Source organism: Vibrio agarivorans (assembly GCF_030409635.1).
GTDB classification, from domain to species: domain Bacteria; phylum Pseudomonadota; class Gammaproteobacteria; order Enterobacterales; family Vibrionaceae; genus Vibrio; species Vibrio agarivorans.
On record NZ_JAUFQF010000004.1, the window covers coordinates 1,635,425 to 1,653,230 of the forward strand.

Here is a 17,806-nt window from a genome sequence, read left to right on the forward strand (position 1 = left end):
ACTTTTAGTTAGAGAGTGTCTCTTTTTGCGGTGCGAAAGTTTCTAGCGGGTGAGCTCTAATCGAACCAGCACCTCATCGGTGATATCCACAACTTCGCTGTAGCCCACAATACCAATAATCTCTTTTTCCAGATTGCGCGCTTGAGTCAGGCTGATGGACATCAGTTCATTGAGGTCTTGACGTAATAGACTGGTGATAGGGTCAAAGACCGGAGTAGATGAGACTCGCAGAGCGAAAAAGCGGCCAACCGTCTGTGCTTTCTTGATGAACTGGATACGGTCTTTAAGTGATTCAAACTCAGTGGATAAATGAGTTTGCACTCTCTGCGTGCGCTCATTCAATAGCATTGAGTTGATATAGATTTCAAAATAGTGCGGACCTATGCCATCAATACGCTTCATAGGCTGGGCGATCAAGGTATTGGTGCGACCTTTAAAAATCGGGTCTAGGGTAAATTTATGATCACTCCCTAAGCGAGCAAATGGTATCAGGCAGTCGGCGAGCGGTTGATTGACCCCAATCACTTTTGGCTTGATGTTGGTCTTTTGTTTTTCAAAAAATAGCGGCACGCTGACTATTTTATCGAGCAATATATTGTGTAAGCCTTCTAAAATCTCGGTGCTCGGCAGGATCTCATTCTTTTCAATCAGCTTACCTTCGTTATGACGAATCACCTTTTCAAAGAAGGCGGCAACACGGCTGTTATCGCTGATGTGCTCAAGCTTTAATTGTAGCTGCTTGCCCGTTGCGCCAATACGAATCGCTTGATAACTCACTTTATTGAGAGGCACGCTCTTGTCATACAGCTGCAGCTCTTTAAAGTTGATATGACACATATCCTCGGCAATCAGATTGATCGGATCCTTGAGGATAACGCCCAGTCCATGTTTAGAGATGTCGGTGGTGACACCTTCGACTTGCTGCCCCGACTTCGTTGTCACAATGATAGGTGAGCGAAGCTTGTAGCGAGGTTCACGTCGACGCGTACACGCGTCAAAATAGAGGGAAAGTACACGGTTGTCAGTCGCTCTCGATTGACGAAATTTGTTCAACACTTTGCTGTCGAGCTGTGGCTTTTCCGTCAATAAGTAATCGCTGGCAGATTGTGTGTCAGCCAATTCTTGCAAAATACCACAGTGTGTGAGCTCTCGAGCATCGAGACCGAGTTCATTCGCATGTCGTTCAAGCTCTTCGCGCTCCTCTGCTTTTAGTTCAAATACGTGCAGTTTGAATGCTTTCCAGCTTGGGCGCCGGGCGCCAATATGCCAAAACAGCTTACGCTCATCGCGACTCGCCTCCGGTACCATCATTGAATAGAACAGTGACTTGTCTTGGTGAGCATGCTTAAATGAATAGAGGATATTGCTGGTGGATTTCACCCCAGTTTGCGCCATAAGTGACATGCGCTCTTTGTGAAATAGAGAGCTTAGCGCCTGTTGATTGCGTTCATCCTGCCAGTATTGCCAAATCGCCTTATTGTTCTCCGTCATAAGCACTAACTTCAGTTCATGCTGACTGAAAAACACCGGCAGGTTACAGGTGTGCTTTAGGAAGGTATGTTCATAGCCACGAGTGCGAGCGCGAATGATCTTATCTTGGTTGTCATGTCGGACACGTTGACTGGTGTTTTTTAAGGCTTCTTGAATGATGCGCTCAGGGAGATCGCTTTCTGATAGTTTAATCGTGCGCAGATACTTTACCGCATCATTCTCGTAACAGAGATCAATACCGACGACACGGTAGCAGAGGTCGCTCGTCACATCTTCAATCTTTGAGCCTTTAGCAAGTTCCACATAGCGTACGTCAACCACTTCACCTAATTTATAGTTGAACGCGGCAGGGACCTTGAATTTTGCCCCAGAAGCGGATAAATCGACGGTAACAGCGTGAATTTGCTGGCCTTTGGAGAGCTTCATCTCGACTTGAGATGCGACTTTTAGGCGATTTTCTTTACGTTTTAGGTCGTACCCTAATAATACTGGCTCGACGCAAAACTGGTGCTCTTCATTCCCAGCTTGGGCTGCTGCGCCGTTACGCTGCTTCATAACACGATAGTTATTGCGTGTATTAACCAACGCTTCCCAAACGCCTTCCGTGTAGCTGCCGTATTTTTCAACGTTCTTGTGGTAAGCATTGAAAGCAACATCATCAAGCCAGTGCTGAATGCCATCGAGGGTAAACTCACGACACTCGCCTTGCACCCGACCTCGGAGGTCGATTTTTTTTGTACAAGTGGCCATTTGACGATTCATTTCCATTTTAACCAGTAACTTAGCTGTTGGTGAATACTCACTAACAACTTGGTCTAAAACGGTCTCAAAATCCGCCGCATGATAGGCAGGGAGAAGGCGTTCAACTATGGAAAGAATTTCGGCTTGTTGCATGTTTTTTTGTTAAACTTCGGGCTTGGTAATACTATCGGCAATAAAGCATTAATCTTTAAAGCGATTCCATAGTGCACTCTCAAATAGATAAGGCATCAGTTCAAAGCCTTATCTCAAGACTTGGGCACTATAGTAATGTCACTGCCCAAGTATGTCAGTGAGATGGGTCGTCATTGATAACAATCGTCACTGACAATAATGCAAAGCCTTAAAAGGCAGTTCGATAGTATCATTTATATTGTTTAAATTATCAAATAGGGTGTTATGGCTAAGGCAAAACGCGCATACGTATGTAATGACTGCGGCGCAGACTTCCCTCGTTGGCAGGGGCAGTGTAATGCGTGTGGTTCGTGGAACACTATCTCAGAGGTGCGTATGGCGGCCTCACCGACAGTGGCTCGCAATGAACGACTATCGGGTTATGCTGGCGCGGCAGATGCTCAAGTACAAACTCTTTCAGAGATCGATCTGCAAGAAGTTCCGCGTTTCTCAAGCGGCTTTAAAGAACTTGATCGTGTGTTAGGTGGGGGGATTGTGCCGGGGGCGGCCATTTTGATTGGTGGTAACCCAGGAGCAGGTAAATCAACCTTGTTGCTGCAAACGATGTGTTTACTCGCAAGCCAAATGCCGACATTGTATGTCACAGGCGAAGAGTCGCTACAGCAAGTAGCTCTGCGCGCATCACGCTTAGGCTTACCAAAAGACAGTTTGAAAATGCTGTCTGAAACCAACGTTGATCGCATCTGCCAAATCGCCGAAAAAGAGCAGCCTAAACTCATGGTTATTGACTCGATACAGGTGATGCACGTTTCTGATGTTCAGTCATCTCCGGGCAGTGTTGCGCAGGTTCGAGAAGCGGCGACTGCACTGACTCGTTACGCGAAACAGAACAATGTTGCGGTGTTTATTGTCGGTCACGTAACTAAAGACGGCACTCTGGCGGGCCCTAAAGTGCTTGAGCACATTATTGACTGTTCGGTCTTGCTTGATGGTGGCACAGACAGCCGCTTTAGAACCCTACGAAGCCACAAAAACCGTTTTGGTGCGGTGAATGAGCTCGGTGTCTTCGCCATGACAGGTCAGGGGCTAAGAGAGGTAAGTAACCCCTCCGCTATTTTTCTCTCGCGTGGAGAAGAAGAAACCTCAGGCAGCTCGGTCATGGTTGTATGGGAAGGCACACGCCCATTGCTGGTGGAGATCCAGGCTCTGGTTGATTACTCACAGCTGGCTAACCCACGACGCGTGGCCGTTGGCCTAGAGCAAAACCGACTGTCTTTATTACTCGCTGTACTGCACAAGCATGGTGGCTTGCAAATGGCTGACCAAGATGTTTTCGTTAATGTGGTTGGTGGTGTGAAGGTAACAGAGACCAGTGCAGACCTAGCACTTGTCATGGCGCTGCTCTCTAGCTTTAGAGATCGCCCTCTGCCTAAAGATGTCGTTGTGTTTGGTGAAGTGGGGCTTGCTGGAGAGATTCGCCCAGTGCCAAGTGGTCAAGAGCGATTAAACGAAGCATTTAAACATGGCTTCAAGCGTGCTATTGTGCCCGCAGCAAATATGCCGAAAGGTGGCATTGAAGGGATGCAAATACACGGAGTTAAGAAACTATCCGAAGCGATTAGCGCATTTGATGAGCTGTAACAGACCGCTCAGAACTTCCTGAAAGTAGCGCTAGGTGTCGGTAAAATTTGTACAAATACAAATTTTCACCTAGCTTTTACCTACCAGACCGAATAAAAAGCACGGCCTTTCTTGGCTGTGTGACTTTTTTTTCACCCAACCGCTCGCAGGGCTATGAGTTTTAACCGAATGTGCTATACTCTGCGCGCACTTTATACCTTATTAACAGAGTAAGACAATGGCAGATTTATCGAAATACAGAAACATTGGTATTTTCGCGCACGTTGATGCGGGTAAAACAACTACCACTGAGCGTATCCTAAAGCTAACAGGTCAGATCCACAAAACTGGTGAGGTTCACGATGGTGAATCTACTACTGACTTCATGGAGCAGGAAGCTGAGCGTGGTATCACAATCCAGTCAGCTGCTGTAAGCTGTTTCTGGAACGGTCACCGTCTAAACGTTATCGATACTCCGGGACACGTTGACTTCACAGTAGAAGTTTACCGTTCTCTTAAAGTACTTGATGGCGGTATCGGTGTATTCTGTGGTTCTGGTGGTGTTGAACCACAATCAGAAACTAACTGGCGCTACGCTAACGAATCAGAAGTATCTCGTCTGATCTTCGTTAACAAACTAGACCGTATGGGTGCAGACTTCTTTAACGTTGTTGACCAAGTTAAAAACGTTCTAGGTGCTAACCCTCTAGTTATGGTTCTTCCAATCGGTCGTGAAGACGACTTCGTTGGTGTTGTTGACCTACTAAGCCGTAAAGCTTACGTATGGGATGACTCTGGTCTTCCAGAAAACTACGAAGTACTAGACGTACCAGCTGACATGGTTGACGACGTAGAACAGTACCGTGAAGAGCTAATCGAGACTGCTGTAGAGCAAGACGATGACCTAATGGAAGCTTACATGGAAGGTGAAGAGCCTTCTATCGAAGACCTTAAGCGTTGTATCCGTAAAGGTACACGTGACCTAGCATTCTTCCCAACATTCTGTGGTTCTGCGTTCAAGAACAAGGGTGTTCAGCTAGTACTAGACGCTGTTGTAGATTACCTACCAGCGCCAACTGAAGTTGAACCTCAGCCGCTAACAGATCCTGAAACAGGTGAGCCAACAGGCGAAGTTGCTACAGTTTCTGCTGATGAGCCACTAAAAGCGCTAGCATTCAAAATCATGGATGACCGCTTTGGTGCACTAACGTTCATTCGTATCTACTCAGGTGTTATGAACAAGGGTGATACAATCCTTAACTCTGCAACAGGTAAAACTGAGCGTATCGGCCGTATGGTTGAGATGCAAGCAGACGAGCGTAACGAACTAACAACTGCACAAGCGGGTGACATCATCGCTGTAGTTGGTATGAAGAACGTTCAAACTGGTCACACTCTATGTGATCCTAAGCACGAATGTACTCTAGAGCCAATGATCTTCCCAGAACCAGTAATCTCTATTGCTGTATCTCCAAAAGACAAAGGTTCTACTGAGAAGATGGGTATCGCTATCGGTAAGATGGTTGCAGAAGATCCATCTTTCCAAGTTGAGACTGATGAAGAGTCAGGCGAAACTATCCTGAAAGGTATGGGTGAACTTCACCTAGACATCAAGGTAGACATCCTTAAGCGTACTTACGGCGTTGAGCTAGAAGTAGGAGCTCCTCAGGTAGCTTACCGTGAAACTATCACTCAAGCAGTTGAAGATAGCTACACGCACAAGAAGCAGTCTGGTGGTTCTGGTCAGTTCGGTAAGATCGACTACCGTATCAAACCAGGTGAGCCAAACTCTGGCTTCACGTTCTCTTCAACAGTTGTTGGTGGTAACGTACCTAAAGAATTCTGGCCTGCAGTTGAGAAAGGCTTTGCGTCAATGATGGACAACGGTGTTCTAGCTGGCTTCCCTACGCTAGACGTAGAAGTTGAGCTATTCGACGGTGGCTTCCACGCAGTTGACTCATCAGCAATCGCTTACGAAATCGCTGCTAAAGGCGCATTCCGTCAGTCTATGCCAAAAGCTGGCGCGCAACTTCTTGAGCCAATCATGAACGTTGACGTGTTCACTCCAGAAGACAACGTTGGTGACGTTATCGGTGACCTTAACCGTCGTCGTGGTATGATCAAAGACCAACAAGCTGGTACTACTGGTGTTCGTATTAAAGCTGACGTACCTCTATCAGAGATGTTCGGCTACATCGGTCACCTACGTACTATCACTTCTGGTCGTGGTCAGTTCTCTATGGAGTTCGGTCAATACTCAGCTTGTCCAGCAAACGTTGCTGAGCAAGTAATTGCAGAAGTTAAAGAGCGTAACGCGAAGAAGTAATTCTTTTTAAACGCTAGATAGCTTTATAAAAGCCCCGTTAGTGAAAGCTAGCGGGGCTTTTTGTATGTAAAGAACAATGTGTATTTAAAGAGTCATGGTTTTATAAGCTATGAAAAAACCGCCAAACGGCGGTTTCAAAACAACAAATAGTGCGCAGAAGTTACATATCTTCTTCCCACTGCACCAACACGCCTTTCGGCCAGTTGTGCCCAATATCGTGGTACTTTTGTTCGAGTACATGACGTTTGATTTTCAATGTCGGAGTAAGAATCCCATTCTCGATACTCCAAGGGTCTTGGATCATCAATACCCCTTTAATCTGCTCATGTGACTCTAATTGAGCGTTCATCTTAGCCACCACCTTATGGGTGGTGCGCTCATAACGCGCCTTATCGAAATTCGGGAAATCATGTGGTACGACTAGCAGAATCGGGCCGGGAAGGCCAAGACCAATCAAACACATCATCTCGACGCGACTATATTCAAACAGCTTTTTCTCGATAGGTACTGGAGCAACAAACTTACCCTTAGAGGTTTTGAAAGTGTCTTTTTTGCGCCCTTGAATGGTCAAATAACCTTCACTATCGATAAATCCGATGTCTCCTGTGTGCAACCACCCGTCCTCGTTGAAAGACTCTTGGGTCGCAATATCATTTTTGTAATAACCAGAGAACAACCCTTGTCCACGAACAAGAATCTCTTCATCTTCGGCGATCTTCATCTCTATGCCGGGGCCAGCTTTACCTACTGAGCCAATCTTATCAGCACGGAATGGGTAGTTCAGGGTGCTATAGGCAAATGACTCTGTCATGCCCCAAGCTTCTGTAATATTGAGCCCAACACTGTGATACCACTCAAGCAAGGCGGGTGAAACGGGTGCAGAGCCACAGCCCAAGACACGCGCCTGATCCAGCCCTAAACCATCAGCAAGCTTTTTCTTAATCAGAGAATTTACAAACGGAATTTTGAGCAAGATATTGAGTTTTTTCTGTGGCAACTTGTCTTGAATACGCTGCTGGAAAAGTGTCCAAAGTCTTGGTACAGAGATAAATAGCGTTGGGCGGTGCATTTTGACATCTTCGATAAAGGTATCGAGAGATTCAGGGAATGCAGTGCACACTCCGCCGGCAATCGATGAGCCGTAGATATACACACGCTCAGTAATGTGCGCGAGTGGCAAATAGGAGAACAGACGATCGCCGTCTTCAATGCCGATTAAAGTCTTCAATTGCTCTACTGACCAACTGAAAGCGCCATAGGTCAACATCGCCCCTTTGGGTAGACCCGATGTACCGGATGTGTAGACGAGTGACATTACTTTATCGTCATAATGTTCAGGTCGATTTTGGGTGGGTTCATTCTGTTCAATCAAGGTCGAGAACAGATGTTGGCAGTTCGGTGCAGTATCGTACGGGAGTGCAACAGAAATCAAAGCAGGGTTGTTGTCGATCACTTCTTGGGTAGCGGCTGGATCATCGAGCTTGCCGGCCAACAAAATTTTACTTTCACTGTGGGTAATACAGTACTCAATGGTGTCTGCCGCTGCGGTAGGGAAAATCGGAACGCTGACGAAATCGCCTAAAGTCATCGCTAAGTCACAAATAAACCACTCTGCACAGTTTTTAGAGATCAGAGCGACTCTATCCCCAGGTTTAGCCCCGAGGTTTTGTAATGCAGAGGCGAGGCGCAAGGCTTTGTCAGCCACTTCCCCGTAGGTGAACTCGACAAACTGTCGGTTAATAATTTGCTTGAGGTACACCTCATTAGGACGCTCATCTGCCCACTTGAGAATCAATTCATTCGGCGGGAGGAGAGTGCAAGGTTGTTGGGCTACGAAGTTAGGCTGAGTCATTGTTGTGCTCCACGTTATGCGTGTTCAGTTATAGTTATATGTTAAATTCTTGTTAACATTAGCACAGGGATGCATAAAGTAAAAAGCCAACTGTGTGATAACGTTCAATATTGTTGACGATAACTGGCTGGGGTGAGTCCGGTTTTCTTTTTGAAGATGCGGGAGAAGTAGGAAACGTCTTTATAGCCGCATTGATACGCGACCACTGCGACTTTTGAGTACTTGTCTTCAACGAGCATCTGCTTGGCTAAAGAGATGCGCTTTGACATTACGTAGTCTCTAAAGCTTACCCCCATTGTTTTTCTAAATAGCTTTGAGAAATAAGTGACAGAATAATGGCAATGGTCGGCCAGCTCCTCCTCTCTAAGGGGGCTTGGCAGGTTGGAATCGATATACTTAACGACCTCGCTAATCTCTGGGTTTGGTTTGGCTGAAGTTGGTTTAGCGGATTTTAACTCTGTAGAAAACGAATGGCTTGAGTAGTCGAGTCTTATATTGAGATTAAGACTGGTCACCCAGGTATCGACATCTTCACTCTTCGTTGAGAAAGAGGAGTAAATGTAGCGAGTCGCCGAGGTGATGGTGGAATTTATTCCTCCGGAATGTATAACGATCATTTTTTTATCGAGGTTTTTGCATAACCGCGTCAAGGACTGAAAAAGTTTTATATCTCCGTTATCGTTGAAATAAAAGAAACACAATTCAATGTCAGGCTCACTCAATACCGAGATATCTTGCCCACACTCAATAATTTTAAAATAGTTAGTTAGTTCATATCTGAGTGGTTCTGGCATTTCAAGTGGGCTAGAGCCAAACCAATAGCCCTTGTGAAGTAACTTCATATCATCCCCAAATACAACAAATAAAACAAAGTACGGCAGTTCTACAAAGCTTAGGAGAGAGAGTGGGGCATGTAAACTAAATGATGAGTTTGGGGAGATAATGTCGATGGAATGGTGATTGTGATTTAACTCTAATGGGGTAAATATGAATCTTATTTTTATACAACACCTTGAAAGTAGCATCGTCTCAAAAATTAGAGAGTGATGTATACGTGCCCTTTGTTTTAATGGTTCAATCTACTTTAAGGGCAGTTAAAAAATTGTTTTTAATTATAGATTTAATCGAAGAAAGTTATGATCTTAATAATTAGAAAATAAAATTGGTTGCATATTAGATGCGCGTTCTAACCTGTTGATTTAAAGTCAATACTCAATTAAAAGTGGCAAAAAAGTACCAATAATAATCAAGAAAGTCCTAACTCCTAAGTTTATTCAATCCTAAATTTTCAATTAATCACTGGCGCAACTTCACGGAACTGAGTGTGGTTGTGAATTTAACGAAGGAGAGGACGTCATGAGACATCTAGTTAACAACATTAAAGCGTTTATGAACGATGAAGAAGGCCTAACCGTAGTGGAATACGTTGTGGGTGCAGGCCTACTTGTAGCGGCGTTAGCCGTAGTGTTCACCGGTTGGGGGGCAATTATCCAGGCTGAGCTTGCAGCCGTATTTGCTTAAGCCAAATTTGCTTGGTAATTGTGCAAACAAGACACCGGTTAGCGCAGGGAAGCACTTGGGATTTCTGTTTAGTGAGCCTTGTAACCGTGGAAGGGCATGATATGTGGCAATTCGCGCGAACATTTTTAAGCGACGATGAAGGTTTAGCTTCAGTGGAGTATGTTGTAGGTGCAGGCTTACTAGCCGTTGTACTTATTTTAGTCTTCACCAATTGGGGGAACTTGCTTCTGCAAGAGGTGCAAACCGTCCTCAGTTGAACCGTTCAATGTAAGAGCAATGCCACTGCCATGCAAAAATCAAGTGTATGGAGTGGCATTTATGTTTCTGCTGATATGCGCGTGGACCGTGCTGTTCTTGATTGGGTTGTTTGATGCCCGTGAGAACCGAATTCCAAACAGCCTTGTTCTTTCGCTAGCCCTAATTGGTATGGCTTATCAGTGGCAAGTGAGCGGTGAAGTGAACTCAGCGCTACTCAGTGCATCATGTGGGGCGTTGATGTTTTTGGGTGGGCTTGTGTTTTACTTTCTGAAGTTAATGGCACCTGGCGATGTCAAGTTGATGGGCGCGGTGGGGTGTTTTGTAGGTTGGTCCAGCATTGGGTCGGCAATTGTTTGGATTGCTGTCGCAACTGTGTTGATAGGGACCTTATACATAACTTATTTCCGTTCATTGCAGCTTTCAAGAGCGCGATCTTCACTGTTATTCACGTCATCAGCTGGGGTTAACCAAAGTGTCAGCAGGACGCTTCCCAATGAGCGGTTGCTGATGCCCTTTGCGCCAGTTGTCGTCGTTGGTGTTGCTTTGAGCAGTTATTTTAATTAGGGAATAATAGATTATGGCTGAGTTGATGAGTGAGCTAACCTTTGAGTCAAGGCAAAATGTCTTAATCGCAGCACCCAGTGTACCAACGTCGTTTGATGAGGTTGATGTTCCTCGAGTGGTGCTAGATAACTTGATGCTCAAGCATTTGTCTGCCTATCCAAAATCAGACGTCCTTGAACTCACCAAGGCGATCGGCCTTAACAGTCATCTTGTTGAGGAAATACTCGCAGGCCTCAAGAGAAAGGCTTTGATAGAGGTGTTTCAAGCAGAAAGTCGCTCCCCTCTACACCAAGGCGTTGGGCATGTTCGCTTTGGTTTGTCTGAATCAGGTACATCTGAAGCCGAAGCGGCATTTTCAAAAGATGCCTATTTGGGGCCAGCCCCCGTGTCAGCGAAACAGTATGAACAAATAGTCAAGGCACAAGATGTTCGTCACCATCTTATTTCAAAAGAAGACGTAACACGTGCTCTATCTGACGTGGTTGGAGCAAACCGGATTGTTGGTCTTTTGGGGCCAGCTATCAACTCCGGTCGAGCTTTGTTGCTGTATGGAGATGCAGGGACTGGGAAGACCTACGTTGCGACCCGAATTTTAGATTCACTCAACTCTTCGGTATTCATTCCTTACGCTGTTTATTCCTCTGGCAATATTATTCGCGTGATTACCCCGCAGCACCATCAAATTTTAGATGATGGCGGTTCTACGGAAAGCTTAGTTTTTAAAGAGCAATTTGACCGTCGCTGGGCCTTATGTCTGAGACCGAACATTCAAGTGGGTGGAGAGCTCACCATGGAAATGTTAGAGGTGAATCATTGCTCACATAGTCGAGTGTGGATGGCACCCCTACAGATGATGGCGAATAATGGTGTGCTGGTCATCGATGATCTCGGGCGACAAGCAATATCAGTCGAGCGTCTTCTTAACCGTTGGATAGTCCCTATGGAGTATCGGTTCGATCAATTTCCTCTACCCAACGGGCAACAGATGACGATACCTTTCGTTCTCACTCTTGCTTTTTCCACCAATTTAGACCCAAACGCCATCGGCGACCCGGCTTTTTTACGACGCCTTGGCTACAAGATTCAATTTACACCGCTAGCTAAAAATGACTATCTCGAATTGTGGGATAGCGTAGTGGGCGGCTTGCAGATTGGTGTTCAACCATCTGCGCTACAAAAACTGCTGACTCTGCACCAAGAGCGTGGAGTCGGTTACTACCCATGTTTGCCAAAAGATCTTGCAGGAATCAGTAGTGACATCATTACTTTCGAGCAAATAGATCGAACCATAACACCAGAAATACTCGCTAGAGCATGGGAAGTTTACTTTACTGCCGAAGGCAAGGGAGGAGATGCGCAATGAGTCGGAGTCAGGTCATATTACTATTTGTTCTGTCCATTATTCTGGGGTTGGCTGCGGTATTTTTTGCTAAGAAGTGGATGGATAGACAAGTTCAGCCACAGGTTGAGGTTGAAGTTGTGGAGCGCGAACCGGTGGTGGTTGCTTCACAAGAAATCCTCATAGGTACGGTGATTACCAGTCAGCACCTTACTACCAAGTTGATTGAGAAAGACTGGCGGTCAGAAGATCAGTTTTCTTCAGAAGATGACATTGTGGGTCTGATTGCTGACGCCGTAATGTTTCCTGATGAGATTGTCGTCAAGCAGCGATTAGCTCAACCGGGAGAGGGCGCGACGCTTGCGGCATTGATTCCCGATAAAAAGCGAGCCGTTACGATTCGCGTTAATGATGTTATTGGTGTCGCGGGTTTCCTTCTACCCGGCAATAAAGTCGATGTGTTGAATACGATTCAGTACAGCAAGACCTCAGCAAATACGTCGACTATTTTGCGTGATATAGAAGTGCTTGCTGTAGACCAAACCGCCAAAACGGATGACAACAAGCCGGTGATTGTCCGAGCCGTAACTTTAGCAGTAAGCCCGACTGAGGCAGAAAAATTGATGACGGCTCAGAGCCGAGGAGAGCTTCAATTGGCTCTGCGCAACCCCCATGATAAGCACAAACCCGTTGCTAAGAAGCGTTACGTTGCACCGAGTGTGACGATTATTAAGGGAACGGAATCTTCTAATATTCGAGTTCGCAACTGAGGTGACATATGAAAACAATAATGACGTTATTGTTCACCCTATTGATGTTTAGCAGTGGCAGTGTATTCGCTGCAACCCAAACGGGGCAGGTGGTCACAGTGCCACAGCATAAATCTATCCAAGTAACTTTGCCGGGGCGCGCTAAGAGAGTGTCTTTAGGTGACCCAAACATTTTGGATATTGTGATGTTGAAATCCAATGAGGTATTTCTGATTGGTAAAACCTTAGGGTCAACGAATCTGATGGCTTGGGACAGTCGTGGGCGTCTGATTGAATCGATCAATGTTCAGGTTACTCATGATCTTAATAGTCTCAAGGGCAAGCTGTATGAGTTTTTACCGGGCGAGCCGATTGAGGTGCACAGCGCACAAAATCGTTTAGTTCTCAGCGGTCAAGTCAGTAATCAGGCAGCGATGAGTATGGCGCTGCGCATCGCTGAAACCTACGCTCCAGGGCAAACACTGACTGAATCGAATGAATCACTCAGTGAGCAAGTCGACCAAACCGGTGTGATCAATCTGATGACGATTGGTGGTGCGCAACAAGTGATGCTTGAGGTTACAGTAGCGGAGGTGCAGCGCAGCCTGGTAAGACGTTTTGACGCTGACTTTAATTTCTTTCAGCAAAACGGCAGCTTCTCCTTTGGGGCAACTTCCGCTGGGGGGGCAGTCTTAGGTGGCCTAGGTCCGATATTTAATGCGCCAGATATTGAAAGTACCGGCTTGTTAGGTTCGTTTATTGATGACAACACACTTTTTACTTTTGCTCTCGACATCGCTAAACAAAATGGTACCGCCAAGGTACTTGCAGAACCGAATCTCACCGCTTTAAGTGGCTCTAAAGCAGAATTCTTAGCGGGTGGTGAGTTCCCAATTCCTGTGCCGGATGAAGATGGGATTACGATTGAGTACAAGGAATATGGTGTGGGTTTGAAGTTCATCCCAACGATCCTGAGTGACAAAAAAATCAATCTAAATCTTGCTGTTGACGTGAGTGAGATTGCTAACTCTAGCTCTCTAACACTGTCGCCAGATCTCACAAACAGCACCTACATCATTCCTCCTATTACACGTCGAAGTGCGTCTTCAACACTGGAGCTAGCTGATGGGCAAACCATCGGTATTGCAGGCCTATTAAGCGAGAACGTACGTGACGTTATAGAAGAGATGCCAGGCTTTAGTGACATCCCAATCTTGGGGCAGATGTTTAATAGCCAAGAGTATATCTCTGGCGAAACAGAGCTGGTTATTTTGGTGACACCTCGTCTCGCCCAGCCTGTCGACCGAAACCGCATTACATTGCCGACGGACGCCTTTGTCGAGCCTTCAGATTTTGAGTACTACCTGTTGGGTAAAGGAGCCAAAATCGACAATGACGCAGTGAGAGATAACACGCCGCGAGCTTCCTCCTCCACCTCGATTATTGAAAATTCAAAGGGTGGTACTGAGGGCGCATTTGGCCACAGCTTATAACGTGGGGTGACAGCTTATGAACAAGATGAAATTACTAGTAACAACGTTGGGCACACTTTGGGTATTGGCTGGGTGTGCAAATCCAGAGCCGTTGGGTACACACGTAGCGAAATTGCAGTCGGAGCAAATTTATAACCCGAACGCGAGTATTGAAAACCTAGGTTATGTACCGACCGGTAGTGGTGAGCGAATGGAAGGGGCTTATCAAATCTATACAGGTAGACAAAGTAAAGATCTGAAAGGCACGGATAGTCAGTTTGTAGAAGGGTTCTCTAGCGAAAGCGATTAACCCTTAAGGACATATCATGGTTACACGACAAACCTTTAACACCACTCGAAAAGAGCAAGGGTTGGTGTTGGTGTTGGTAACGGCATCAATGATTGCATTGCTTGGTATCGCTTCACTGGCGGTGGATGTGAACCATGCATTGATGAATAAGACGCGTCTGCAGAATGGAGTAGATGCCGCGGCGTTAGCTGGGGCAATAGTGATAGACAGCGGGGGTACGACTGCGCAAGCCACAACAGCGGCAAACACGACTTTAACCAACATGGCCAATGCAACTGGTAATGCGGAGCTAGATTTTTCCAGTGCATCGGTAAGTGTAACTTACTCTAATGATCCTCAGGTCTTTCCCGATGCTTCATTTACTGCGACCGAGCAGACCTTTGTACGAGTGGAAGTGTCAGGGTTTGCATTGGAAGATTTCTTTGCAGGTATATTCGGTATTACGAAGGACTTAGATGTCAGCGCAGTCGCTGGGCCAAGCACCTCAATTGATGTATTGATCAATGTGGTTCCTATTGCAGTTTGTGCCGGAGAAGACGGTGGGAGTACGGGTTACAATCCAGGGCAGGTCTATGCGTTAAAAATTGCAGACCAGAACCAATCTGATATGGGGCCGGGTAACTACCAACTGTTGGACTTCGGTTCTGGTGCGAGTACCGTGCGTGATGCATTGGCAGGTGGTTATGACGGTGAGATTGACTTAGATGAAAACGTACAAACCAAACCTGGGGGATCGGTTGGTCCCGTTGGGCAAGGTTTGAATACGCGTTTTGGTGATTACGGCGGTGGTGGGGTCAATTCATCTGATTTTCCACCAGACTATTACGTCAGAGAACCTAGTAACAAAGCGACTATTAACAATGCGGGTGATATTACTTATGAGGACACTAGTGGTGCGGGCGGCAATCCTTGGGGGTATAGCGATTATTTAGCCGCTCTGCCTTGTGCTCAGGGAACATCAGACTGCACTGTAGGTCAGGGGGGGCAACCTAATCGTCGTATTCTACCTATCCCTATCGTTGACTGCGATGGTGCAAGTGGTGGTACAGACTCATTCAGCATTGAGGCCCTTGGCTGTTTCTTCATGATTCAAAAAGCCCCAACTAGTAATGCAGGTAAGCAAGCGGTATTTGGTGAGTTTATTGAAGATTGTACGGTGTCTGGTGGGCAGCCTGGCGATGAATCTGATTCCGAAGGGCCTTATCGAATTGTCCTTCACGATGACCCTTTGAATGAGGAGTCATAACATGAAAACGTTAATAGCGAGATCCTCACAATCGAATCAAAAAGGCTTGGCAGCAGTAGAGTTTCTGGTGTCTATCCCCGTCATTTTACTGATCTTGGTTGGTATGACAGAGCTTGGGAATGCACTGATTCGATACAACACACTCAATAAGATGGCGCAAAGTGGTATTCGTTATGCGACATCTGATATTCAAGGAACTGCGACCTATGATCAGGTTGCAGACCACACCGCGATAAAAAATATGGTGGTTTATGGCTCTACTGGCGGAGGCAGTACCTCTATGGTCGATGGTGTGACAACAGGCGATGTGAGTGTCACCCATGCTGGCGGTTACGTAACGATAACCATCAGCCACAATTACACCCCAGTGCTTGGTGCTTTCCCCCAAAGTGGGCCCTTTACGATACCGCTTAATGCCTCCGCGGTTATGAGGACAGCACCATGAAGAATTTAAAGCGAGAAAAGGGGCTCAGTATTATTGAGTTCACTTTAGTAGCAACAGCACTGCTGTTAATCATGATGGCGCTAATAGAAGTAGGACGCTACATCTACTCATTGCAGTTGATTAACGAAATGACCAGAGTCAGTGCGAGGTTGGGAGTGGTCTGTCGTGTTCAAGACCAAAATGACATCCCTGCTCTCGTTGTGCCCACCAACGCGCCAAATGGGTTCACTGCAGCCAATTTGTCGGTAGATTATCTCGATAGTAACGGTTCTCCGGTGGATTTAGCAGGAGCGGGAACATTTACCGATATTCATTTTGTACGAGCACGAGTCATTGATTTTGATTACCAATTTGCCGGGTTAATGAGTGTGTTTGATGATTTAGGTCTGATAGCGGTACCGGAGTTTGAGTCAATTAGGCCAAGAGAGAGTCTCGGTATTTTGCCGTCACCGGATGGGACTCAACAAGAGAATGATTGCTAGGAGCGAGTGATGGGAGAAGCAGTGAAGCTAACCAGAGATAGTGATGAAAGGCCAAGGCTAAGAACCAACTTAGTGGTGTGGGTGTTTTACATTAGTGAGCCATTCCTTAATCACATCACGATGGAAACCAGTCAATGTGACAACCTTCATTGTGAAGCAGTTCCGCTGATCAATGTCAGTTTATTGGAGCTTTCTAAGCTAGCACCACCCGACATCATTTTTGTCGAAACTGGGCCTAATTGGGCGCAGAAAATTGTTGAATTACAGAACCTTGATACCCCGATTGTGCCAGAGGGTAATGAGGCCTCTTTGATAGTGTTTGGCGATGAAGAAGATAACAGCGCATTGCGTATCTCGTTGAAGATGGGCGCAGCTGATTACTTGTCATCTAAGTCTCGCCTTGCTGATTTTCTCCCCATGCTCAAAAGTTTGGCTGAAGAGAAGATCTCTCGCCGTAATATGGGGGAGTTTATCGTCTTCATCAACAGTAAAGGTGGCAGTGGAGCATCAACGCTGGCTCTGAACTCAGCTTTGGAGATTGCAACCCATCATCCAGAGCAGGTGCTATTGTTGGATCTTGACCTGCAATTTGGTGTTATCGAAGACTATCTCAATATTAGCTCGCCCTACAGCATCGCAGATGCGATTGCGCAGGTGGGAGATATCGATGAAAGCTCACTAGGAAGCCTAGTTACCAAGCATGAATCCGGTCTTCATGTCTTGGGGTTTAACCACGACCATAGCCAAGATAACTACGACAAAGCGCTACAAATCAAAAAGTTGTTACCCATACTTCGTGAGTTTTACCTGTATGTGATTGTCGATATGTCACGCGGTATGGATCGCTTGTTTGCTAGTGTCCTCGCACCCGCGACAAAGACCTACATTGTGACTCAGCAAAATCTAGTATCGATTAAGAACGCCAGCCGAATGATTAAGCAGTTGTCTTATGAGTTTGGTATTCAGCAAGAGCATGTCGAAGTAGTAGTGAATCGTTACGAAAAGCGCGGGCCAATAGGGATTAAAGATATGGAAGGGGCAATTAATGGAGCGAAACTTCAGTTGATTCCCAATGATTTTAAAGTGGCGATCGAGAGTGCCAACCTCGGAAAACCGCTTATAGATGTAAAAAGTAACAGTGCGATTTCTAAGGGAGTAAAAGAGTTTGCATTGACAATGATGCCAAATAAAGAAGAGAAACAGAGTTGGATTAAACGTCTGTTTTCCTGATCTATTT

Annotated in this window: 15 protein-coding genes; 12 read left to right on the forward strand and 3 right to left on the reverse strand. The window is 46.0% G+C overall.

The window, feature by feature from the left end; all coding sequences use genetic code 11:
• Positions 1-42: 42 nt before the first annotated feature.
• Positions 43-2,385, reverse strand: a complete 2,343-nt coding sequence (locus tag QWZ05_RS16035) for a PilZ domain-containing protein (RefSeq protein ID WP_290299406.1) — start codon at positions 2,383-2,385, stop codon at positions 43-45.
• A 264-nt stretch (positions 2,386-2,649) separates the two neighbouring features.
• Between QWZ05_RS16035 and radA the strand changes: the two genes are divergently transcribed.
• Both radA and fusA read left to right on the forward strand, forming a co-directional pair.
• Positions 2,650-4,026: a DNA repair protein RadA gene (gene radA / locus QWZ05_RS16040; protein WP_289960641.1), complete on the forward strand. Its 1,377-nt coding sequence runs from the start codon at positions 2,650-2,652 to the stop codon at positions 4,024-4,026.
• 217 nt (positions 4,027-4,243) lie between these two features.
• A complete protein-coding gene (fusA, locus tag QWZ05_RS16045; protein ID WP_264878033.1) occupies positions 4,244-6,331 on the forward strand; it encodes an elongation factor G in 2,088 nt (695 codons plus the stop codon).
• 160 nt (positions 6,332-6,491) lie between these two features.
• Here fusA and QWZ05_RS16050 read toward each other — a convergent pair whose 3' ends face one another.
• On the reverse strand, positions 6,492-8,183 hold the full coding sequence (locus QWZ05_RS16050; protein ID WP_290299410.1) for an AMP-binding protein: 1,692 nt from the start codon (positions 8,181-8,183) through the stop codon (positions 6,492-6,494).
• Positions 8,184-8,287: 104 nt separating this feature from the next.
• The gene (locus QWZ05_RS16055) at positions 8,288-8,800 is read right to left on the reverse strand and encodes a helix-turn-helix domain-containing protein (RefSeq protein WP_264878035.1); all 513 of its coding nucleotides are present in this window, start codon (positions 8,798-8,800) and stop codon (positions 8,288-8,290) included.
• Positions 8,801-9,539: 739 nt separating this feature from the next.
• Between QWZ05_RS16055 and QWZ05_RS16060 the strand changes: the two genes are divergently transcribed.
• From QWZ05_RS16060 to QWZ05_RS16105, 10 genes are all read left to right on the forward strand, one after another.
• Complete coding sequence (locus QWZ05_RS16060; protein ID WP_264878036.1) at positions 9,540-9,704, forward strand: Flp family type IVb pilin; 165 nt, start codon at positions 9,540-9,542, stop codon at positions 9,702-9,704.
• Positions 9,705-10,022: 318 nt separating this feature from the next.
• A complete protein-coding gene (locus tag QWZ05_RS16065; protein ID WP_290299415.1) occupies positions 10,023-10,526 on the forward strand; it encodes an A24 family peptidase in 504 nt (167 codons plus the stop codon).
• 25 nt (positions 10,527-10,551) lie between these two features.
• Positions 10,552-11,889 (forward strand): DUF8689 domain-containing protein, encoded by a 1,338-nt coding sequence (locus tag QWZ05_RS16070; RefSeq protein WP_264878223.1) that lies wholly within the window; start codon positions 10,552-10,554, stop codon positions 11,887-11,889.
• Entirely contained in the window at positions 11,886-12,635 is a 750-nt protein-coding gene (gene cpaB / locus QWZ05_RS16075; protein ID WP_264878038.1) for a Flp pilus assembly protein CpaB, read from the forward strand. Before QWZ05_RS16070 ends, cpaB begins: the two co-directional genes overlap by 4 nt.
• 8 nt (positions 12,636-12,643) lie before the next feature.
• Positions 12,644-14,107 carry a type II and III secretion system protein family protein gene (locus QWZ05_RS16080; protein WP_264878039.1) on the forward strand — a complete coding sequence of 488 codons (1,464 nt, stop codon included), beginning with the start codon at positions 12,644-12,646 and terminating at the stop codon, positions 14,105-14,107.
• Between the two features lie 16 nt (positions 14,108-14,123).
• Positions 14,124-14,396: a hypothetical protein gene (locus QWZ05_RS16085; RefSeq protein WP_264878040.1), complete on the forward strand. Its 273-nt coding sequence runs from the start codon at positions 14,124-14,126 to the stop codon at positions 14,394-14,396.
• Positions 14,397-14,412: 16 nt separating this feature from the next.
• Entirely contained in the window at positions 14,413-15,642 is a 1,230-nt protein-coding gene (locus tag QWZ05_RS16090; RefSeq protein ID WP_264878041.1) for a pilus assembly protein TadG-related protein, read from the forward strand.
• Position 15,643: 1 nt separating this feature from the next.
• Complete coding sequence (locus QWZ05_RS16095; RefSeq protein WP_264878042.1) at positions 15,644-16,087, forward strand: TadE/TadG family type IV pilus assembly protein; 444 nt, start codon at positions 15,644-15,646, stop codon at positions 16,085-16,087.
• Positions 16,084-16,569 carry a TadE/TadG family type IV pilus assembly protein gene (locus QWZ05_RS16100; RefSeq protein ID WP_264878043.1) on the forward strand — a complete coding sequence of 162 codons (486 nt, stop codon included), beginning with the start codon at positions 16,084-16,086 and terminating at the stop codon, positions 16,567-16,569. Before QWZ05_RS16095 ends, QWZ05_RS16100 begins: the two co-directional genes overlap by 4 nt.
• Before the next feature lie 9 nt (positions 16,570-16,578).
• Positions 16,579-17,799 (forward strand): CpaE/TadZ family protein, encoded by a 1,221-nt coding sequence (locus QWZ05_RS16105; protein WP_264878044.1) that lies wholly within the window; start codon positions 16,579-16,581, stop codon positions 17,797-17,799.
• Positions 17,800-17,806: the final 7 nt, after the last annotated feature.

Coding starts and splice junctions, on each gene's coding strand:
- QWZ05_RS16070 (WP_264878223.1), top strand. CDS start 10,552: ATGAGTGAGCTAACCTTTGAGTCAAGGCAAAATGTCTTAATCGCAGCA.
- QWZ05_RS16085 (WP_264878040.1), top strand. CDS start 14,124: ATGAACAAGATGAAATTACTAGTAACAACGTTGGGCACACTTTGGGTA.
- QWZ05_RS16050 (WP_290299410.1), bottom strand. CDS start 8,183: ATGACTCAGCCTAACTTCGTAGCCCAACAACCTTGCACTCTCCTCCCG.
- QWZ05_RS16090 (WP_264878041.1), top strand. CDS start 14,413: ATGGTTACACGACAAACCTTTAACACCACTCGAAAAGAGCAAGGGTTG.
- QWZ05_RS16080 (WP_264878039.1), top strand. CDS start 12,644: ATGAAAACAATAATGACGTTATTGTTCACCCTATTGATGTTTAGCAGT.
- QWZ05_RS16065 (WP_290299415.1), top strand. CDS start 10,023: ATGTTTCTGCTGATATGCGCGTGGACCGTGCTGTTCTTGATTGGGTTG.
- QWZ05_RS16060 (WP_264878036.1), top strand. CDS start 9,540: ATGAGACATCTAGTTAACAACATTAAAGCGTTTATGAACGATGAAGAA.
- QWZ05_RS16105 (WP_264878044.1), top strand. CDS start 16,579: ATGGGAGAAGCAGTGAAGCTAACCAGAGATAGTGATGAAAGGCCAAGG.
- cpaB (WP_264878038.1), top strand. CDS start 11,886: ATGAGTCGGAGTCAGGTCATATTACTATTTGTTCTGTCCATTATTCTG.
- QWZ05_RS16100 (WP_264878043.1), top strand. CDS start 16,084: ATGAAGAATTTAAAGCGAGAAAAGGGGCTCAGTATTATTGAGTTCACT.
- fusA (WP_264878033.1), top strand. CDS start 4,244: ATGGCAGATTTATCGAAATACAGAAACATTGGTATTTTCGCGCACGTT.
- QWZ05_RS16055 (WP_264878035.1), bottom strand. CDS start 8,800: ATGATCGTTATACATTCCGGAGGAATAAATTCCACCATCACCTCGGCG.
- QWZ05_RS16035 (WP_290299406.1), bottom strand. CDS start 2,385: ATGCAACAAGCCGAAATTCTTTCCATAGTTGAACGCCTTCTCCCTGCC.
- radA (WP_289960641.1), top strand. CDS start 2,650: ATGGCTAAGGCAAAACGCGCATACGTATGTAATGACTGCGGCGCAGAC.
- QWZ05_RS16095 (WP_264878042.1), top strand. CDS start 15,644: ATGAAAACGTTAATAGCGAGATCCTCACAATCGAATCAAAAAGGCTTG.